Genomic DNA, 6279 nt, shown 5'->3' with positions numbered 1-6279 from the left:
CTGAGCCAGGATCAAACTCTCCATAAAAGAAAAGATTTGAATAGCTCATAAAATAAAAATTGAATTAACGTTGACGTTTTTCTTTGTTCAGTTTTCAAGGAACAAGGCTACTGATGTCAATCAATCTTTGAATGTATTCAGTAGTTAACCTTCATCAAAGTCACTCAAAACAGCGACTTTTATATAATAACACCTTCACAACGAAGAGTCAATATATTTTTTTAAAAATTTATTTGTTGCTGATTTCGTATCAGCGACGTTTATTACTATAACAAGGAACTATATTATTCGTCAACCATAAATTAAAAGTTCGACTATTTGTATTTTTTTGAACGAATATAGGATATGTATTCTTCTTTAGGGGCTACCCTTTGTAATAGGGAAAATAGTATTTTATATCGCTCTTCCATTGAATTCTTTACTACATTACTTATTCGGTGATCCTCTAAGTCAAATAGAATTTCATCCATTTCTCTCTTTATTAAGTATTGAAGTTCTTTTTGTTCTTGTCCATTTACGATTAGTCCGAACAAGCTAACCACCTCTCTATCTACGACAAAAGCGTAATATAGTTATGTCCAAAGAATTGATTTTTATGTCACTACTATACAATTTGATTTCACGTCTTTTTTACAAAAACACGAAAAAAATGGCGACATATTTAGAAGGTACAAGCATATGTTGAATAGTAGGTTGTCTTAGTTAAGGAGGGTTCTTATGGGTTTTATTTATGTCCTAAACGGAAAACGGCTTAAGAATTCAATGTTCATTATTTTAACGGCACTATTTACAGCTTGGTTCTTATTTGTTCAGAATTTTGTTCATATCCCCGTTTTTTCTACGGACAAGGGACCAAAAGCTTTTTATCGTGGGGATGATGGAGTTGTTTTAAGTTTCAATATTGGTTGGGGTGACGAAAAAGCAGCACCTATTATTGAGACTCTAGAAAAACTGGAAGTAAAATCGGCCGTGTTTTTTCTATCCGGCTCTTGGGCTGAAAGACACCCCGATTTAGTAGATAAGATTAAGAAACGTGGTTATGAGATTGGCGTACTCGGATACGAATACAAGGATTACTCTGAATTGGAAGACGAGCAGATAAGACGCGATTTAAACAAAGCATTGGAAGTCTTTAAGAAATTAGGCATTAAAGATGTAGAATATGCACGTGCACCTACTGGTCATTTTGATGAAAGGTTTTTAAAAATAGCTGAACGAAATAGTCTTCACGTGATTCATTGGAGTTTAGATTCAAAAGATTGGACCAATCCAGGTAAAGAGATGATTGTGGAGAATGTAGCTTCTGCAAAAAAAGGTGATATTATTTTGTTGCATGCTTCTGATTCTGCAAAACAGACCGCGGTTGCATTACCACTTATCTTAAAGACATTGAAAGACAAGGGATTAGAAATGGTCCCGCTTTCTAAAATGGTCTCTGATGCAAGCTCGAAAACTTCTGAAATCAATTAACAATTGTAAGAGTATTAGTTAATGTTTATTCACCCTATTTATATATATGGAAAGGGCCAAGCAATGTCTGCTTGACCCTTTTTTTATTTCTTTACTGTTTTTGATTGTAACTTAGCTTTTCTTTCTGTTCTGGCTTCTCTTTCCTCTTTCGAACGCTCTAAGTAACCAGGTAAAGCCAAAAGCTGATAAGTATTACATGCAAGCAAAGGGATAAGCATGAAGTAAATCCAGCTTTCATTCCCTACTCGAAGAACAGCTATTAACTCAATAGTAGTTACAACCGCCATAAAGAAAAGCGCTGAAATAAAGGTCTCCTTATTGGTTTGCTTTGCTTTTAAAGTGGCAATGATTAGGCCATAAACGAAAAGTATGGCTGCAATCGTCCCATATTCAAAATAGACCAAGTCAATTAATGCAAAAGCGATTAAAATGATTTGAGCCATGTTCCAAAATAATACTGATTTAAAGATACCTAACCCAAACCGATGTACTGTTAAATAAGAGAAAAAGCCCATTTGGCTGATGACGCTATAAATTAACCCTATTCCAAATAACCACACAGATGACGATAAGACCTCAGTAATATCTAATGGAGCAAACATCCATTCAAAGTCTTCCCAGCGAGCTATAAATCCTGAAAAAACTCCTACTACGCCCCCAATAAGTAATGTAGTAAAAAATAATCGTACCCAATTCCGACTTGTCACAACAAAGTCCTCCGTATAAAAAGTTTCACTTACTGATTGTATCAAATAGATGCTTTAAAAATCCACAAGTTAGTTCGTATAAAAATTGAACATTGTCTTACATTAAGTATAGGTGACTTATTAAAAAAAACGAATTTTTCACGTCTATATAAATGCTGGAAAGGGATTAGGAGGCAGTCAACATGAAGAAAATATGTGGATTGATCATATTATTGTTACTTGTTCTTACTGGTTGCGGTGGTCAAGGCAGTAATGGTAATCAAATGGACTACGAGCAGACCAAGAAAATGATTGTCGATATCTTGAAGTCTGATGATGGAAAGAAAGCATTCGAAGAGATTATGGCGGATGAAAAAATGCAGCAAAAACTTGTGATGGATCAAAAGATTGTTTCAGATACAATTGTTACTACCTTAACCTCGGAAAAGGGAGTAGATTTCTGGAAAGAATCTTTTTCGGATCCTAAATTTGCTGAGTCTGTTGCAAAGTCAATGAAAAAAGAAAATGAAACCTTACTAAAAGACTTAATGAAAGACCCTGAATACCAGGCAATGATGATAGATATATTGAAGGATCCTGAAATTGCAAAAGCATTAGAAGATCAAATGAAAAGCCAAAAATTCAGAGAACATTTACAAACTGTTGTTCTGGATACCATCGAGAGTCCCCTGTTTAAAGCAAAAATGGCAGATGTGCTAATGAAGGCTGCTGAAGAAATGGGAACAGGAAAGTCTGGAGAAGAGAGTGGCGGTGGTGGAGACTCCGGTGGTGGAGATGGCGGCGGTGGAGACCAAAGTGGCGGCGGGTCTGACCAAGGATCTTAATCCATCTGATATGAATGATCTAAAAAGGACCATCCATTCCTTTACGAAATGATGGTCCTTCCTTTTATCTTAATTCCGCTAGTAGCTTATCTGCAATTTCTAGGTAAATTTTCCCTAATCTCTCGTTTTCCTCATATACGGAAGGAGCAAACTCTTCTTTATTCCAGTCCGGTTGCTCTAGTGGGAGTTTACCTAATAGCGGCGCTTTTAACTCTTCAGCTAATTTTTCTCCTCCACCTTTACCGAATACATATTCCTTCTCACCTGTTACCTTACTTTCAAAATAGGACATGTTCTCAACAATCCCAATGATTTCATGGTCGGTTTTAAGGGCCATAGCACCTGCACGAGCTGCAACAAAAGCTGCTGTAGGATGAGGTGTTGTTACGATAATTTCCTTACATGTAGGCAACATCGTATGTAAATCAAGCGCAACATCCCCTGTACCAGGTGGTAAATCTAAAAGTAGGTAGTCAAGGTCTCCCCATTCTACTTCGGAGAAGAAACTATTTAACATTTTCCCTAACATTGGTCCTCTCCATATTACAGGAGAGTTGTCTTCTACAAAAAACGCCATGGATATAACTTTTACACCAAACCGGTCTACAGGAATTATTTTTTCTCCTCTTACCTGTGGTCGATTTGCAATACCCATCATATCTGGAACACTAAAACCATAAATGTCCGCGTCTATGATCCCGACCTTTTTACCTAGACGGGCTAGAGCAACGGCTAAGTTCACGGATACAGTTGATTTACCAACTCCACCCTTACCACTAGCAATCGCAATAAATGTTGTATCGCTATTTAACAAGGAAGTCCCTTTTTCTTGTCCACCTAGCTGTCCTCTGAACTTTTCAAGAGTCTCTTCTGGTAAATCAGAAAAACGAAGACCGACCGACTCTACACCAGAGCGCTTCAAAGTTTCTACAATTTTACCTTGAAGCTGCAGTTGCTCACTTGTTCCTGTTTTTGCAATTGCAACTTTAAGACTTACATGTTTCTTTTCATCTTTTACTTTGATTTCAAGAATACCTTCAGTTTCTTTTAACGATTTATTTAAGAAAGGATCTTTTAGTTCTTGCACGAGTGAACGGATTTTTTCTTCTGTTAACACATGTGACCCACCTTTATATTGTATTCGTTTTCTTTATAATCATTATAACATAGCCAGTCTCTATTTATCCTGTCTACTGTTTTCCTCAAAAAGGATTGTAAATTCATCCTAACAGTCTAATTTAGTTAACTCTGTGATTATTTTCACACTACACTATTTTACTATAGTCAATCACCCAAAACAAAAAACTCGCTGTTAGTAAGCGAGCTTTTATTCATCCTCTATTTTTTCCTCGTCCTCATCTTCCTTATCTTCATCGTCATACTCTGAGAAATATCTCAATACACCTTTATAGATTGATGCAGCTAACATTTCTTGGTATGCTTCGTTTTGCAAGTTGCCCCGCTCAACCGAGTTCGAAAGGAAACCAACCTCTACAAGCACTCCCGGTTTTTCAGCATGTTTCATAAGAAATACATTGTTAATTTCTTTCGCTTGTCTGGTTGTATTTTCTAAATTACGTGTTAATTCCCCTTGAATATACTTGGCTGCTTCTTCACTTTCTTTGTATCTTGGACCATAAAAGGTTTGTGCCCCAGACCACCTGGATGATGGGATGGCATTTAAATGAATACTCAAGAAAAGATCCGCTTCAGAATCATTTATAAGTTTTAAACGTTTGTGAAGGTCCTCAGACTTTCTCCGACTGTAGCCTTTCGTATTTGCATCAGCAAGATCGATATCAGCTTCTCTCGTCATTAAAACAAGAGCGCCTTGTTGCTGAAGGAAGTCTCTGAGTTTAAACGCAATGTTTAAGGCTACATCTTTTTCAATCACATTTTCCTTACTAGCCCCTGGATCCACTCCACCATGTCCGGGATCTAAATAGATGATTTTCCCTGTCAAAGGTAAATTCCAAGAATCCCAGGACTCATCATTTTTAATATCAAATTGTACAATAAAAAAGAGAACAACGACTCCTATAGAAAAAATAACCCATTTCAAATTATTTCTCACACTTGCTCCCCCTAACAACATCCTCTAGTCCATCTTATGGGACAAGGGGGAGGTTTAGAACACGGAACATTAAGATTTCAACTTAAGCTTATATCTCTTAACAGCCTTTAAAAATCCTTCCATCCAAAAAGCATGTACATATTGTTCACATTGCAAATATAAAGAATCTTGGATCATAGGTCTTTTTTCAAATAAACCTTCAATTTCAATATAATGGTATAGTGTATCAATTAAGTATTTTTCTTCTTCCTGACATCGTGACTTTACTTCCTCAACTGACTCCCCGTAGTAACCAAATTTCCCGAAACGTCCTCCTAAAAGAAACGCTTCTACTGCTACATCTTGACAGCATTCCTCCAATTGATAAATCGGAATGTACTGAGAGGAATCAATACCTTTAATAAAACATTCTAAAGTCTTCTTTTTTAACCATTCTATAGAAAGCTCTCGCAACAAATTTCGCTCTAGTTTTATTTCTTTTTCTCTTTGCTTTTGCCGAAAGCTATGAATAACAGTCATAATGACCACCTCAAGGATAGTCTTTAACGTTTCACAATGACTCATACGGTTTTTGAGCCACGAAATAAAGCACCAATATAGATGATTTCTTCCATGTATAAAAAAGAAAACTCCCAACTAATTCGTTGAGAGCCTCTTATGCTTTCTTAATCCTTTGTATGAAACAACTTAGTCTTCATCTTCTTCATCGTCATCTTCATCGTTGTCATCGTCATCTTCGTCTTCGTCGTCATCATCGTCTTCGTCTTTATCTTTTTTCTTTCTATCTTCTCGTTTCTTTTCTTCTTCCTTTTTAGCTTCTTCTCTTTTTCTTTCTTCTTCTTTCTTAGCTGCTTCTTTTTCTTTCTTTTCTGCCTCTTTTAAGGCTTCTTTCTCTTTCTTCTCTTCTTCTTTAGCAGCTTTTTCTAGTTCTTTTTCAACATTCTTGTTGATTTTTTTAACATCTTTCTCTTCTTCATCTTCAATCTTTTGCTCTTTTTTACTTAGTTCTTCCTCAAGCTTTTCTACTTCACGATCTGCTTCTTCTTCAGAAATTTGACCACTTTCAAGCTTTTCTTCAACCTTACTCATCTTCTCAGCAAACTTCTGCTCTGCATCTTCTAGCTTCTTAAATTTCTTTTCCATTTTTTCAAATGATTTTTGTACATTCTTCATAATAGCTTTTTGAGCCTTTGGATTATCAATT

Annotated in this window: 8 protein-coding genes; 2 read left to right on the top strand and 6 right to left on the bottom strand. The window is 36.1% G+C overall.

All coding sequences use genetic code 11. The features are described from left to right. Positions 1 to 314 precede the first annotated feature (314 nt). Positions 315 to 533 (bottom strand): hypothetical protein, encoded by a 219-nt coding sequence (locus ABDZ91_RS06530; RefSeq protein ID WP_343797400.1) that lies wholly within the window; start codon positions 531 to 533, stop codon positions 315 to 317. A 184-nt stretch (positions 534 to 717) separates the two neighbouring features. On the opposite strand from ABDZ91_RS06530, the gene ABDZ91_RS06525 reads away from it, so the two are divergent. After that, entirely contained in the window at positions 718 to 1470 is a 753-nt protein-coding gene (locus ABDZ91_RS06525) for a polysaccharide deacetylase family protein (RefSeq protein ID WP_343797398.1), read from the top strand. Between the two features lie 83 nt (positions 1471 to 1553). Here the strand turns inward: ABDZ91_RS06525 and ABDZ91_RS06520 are convergent, their stop codons facing one another. Continuing rightward, positions 1554 to 2177: a KinB-signaling pathway activation protein gene (locus ABDZ91_RS06520; protein WP_343797396.1), complete on the bottom strand. Its 624-nt coding sequence runs from the start codon at positions 2175 to 2177 to the stop codon at positions 1554 to 1556. A 182-nt stretch (positions 2178 to 2359) separates the two neighbouring features. Here ABDZ91_RS06520 and gerD point away from each other — a divergent pair, with 182 nt between their 5' ends. Further along, a complete protein-coding gene (gene gerD / locus ABDZ91_RS06515; protein ID WP_343797394.1) occupies positions 2360 to 3001 on the top strand; it encodes a spore germination lipoprotein GerD in 642 nt (213 codons plus the stop codon). 64 nt (positions 3002 to 3065) lie between these two features. On the opposite strand, the gene ABDZ91_RS06510 is transcribed toward gerD, so the two are convergent. The 4 genes from ABDZ91_RS06510 to ABDZ91_RS06495 all read right to left on the bottom strand — a co-directional run bounded on the left by ABDZ91_RS06510 (position 3066) and on the right by ABDZ91_RS06495 (position 6248). Continuing rightward, positions 3066 to 4118, bottom strand: a complete 1053-nt coding sequence (locus tag ABDZ91_RS06510) for an Mrp/NBP35 family ATP-binding protein (RefSeq protein WP_343797392.1) — start codon at positions 4116 to 4118, stop codon at positions 3066 to 3068. Positions 4119 to 4328: 210 nt separating this feature from the next. After that, on the bottom strand, positions 4329 to 5075 hold the full coding sequence (gene cwlD / locus ABDZ91_RS06505) for an N-acetylmuramoyl-L-alanine amidase CwlD (protein WP_343797390.1): 747 nt from the start codon (positions 5073 to 5075) through the stop codon (positions 4329 to 4331). A 69-nt stretch (positions 5076 to 5144) separates the two neighbouring features. Next, the gene (locus ABDZ91_RS06500; RefSeq protein WP_343797388.1) at positions 5145 to 5594 is read right to left on the bottom strand and encodes a DUF2521 family protein; all 450 of its coding nucleotides are present in this window, start codon (positions 5592 to 5594) and stop codon (positions 5145 to 5147) included. A 168-nt stretch (positions 5595 to 5762) separates the two neighbouring features. Beyond that, a complete protein-coding gene (locus ABDZ91_RS06495) occupies positions 5763 to 6248 on the bottom strand; it encodes a hypothetical protein (RefSeq protein ID WP_343797386.1) in 486 nt (161 codons plus the stop codon). Between the last annotated feature and the right edge of the window lie 31 nt (positions 6249 to 6279).

Source organism: Bacillus carboniphilus, assembly GCF_039522365.1.
In the GTDB taxonomy this organism is placed as follows: domain Bacteria; phylum Bacillota; class Bacilli; order Bacillales; family JC228; genus Bacillus_BF; species Bacillus_BF carboniphilus.
The sequence above is the reverse complement of the archived record's forward strand: the minus strand, read 5'-3'. Positions and strand labels throughout refer to the sequence as shown.

Excerpts from the sequence above, each read along its gene's own strand:
- ABDZ91_RS06495 (WP_343797386.1), bottom strand. The coding sequence starts at position 6,248 with ATGAAGAATGTACAAAAATCATTTGAAAAAATGGAAAAGAAATTTAAG.
- ABDZ91_RS06500 (WP_343797388.1), bottom strand. The coding sequence starts at position 5,594 with ATGACTGTTATTCATAGCTTTCGGCAAAAGCAAAGAGAAAAAGAAATA.
- gerD (WP_343797394.1), top strand. The coding sequence starts at position 2,360 with ATGAAGAAAATATGTGGATTGATCATATTATTGTTACTTGTTCTTACT.
- ABDZ91_RS06525 (WP_343797398.1), top strand. The coding sequence starts at position 718 with ATGGGTTTTATTTATGTCCTAAACGGAAAACGGCTTAAGAATTCAATG.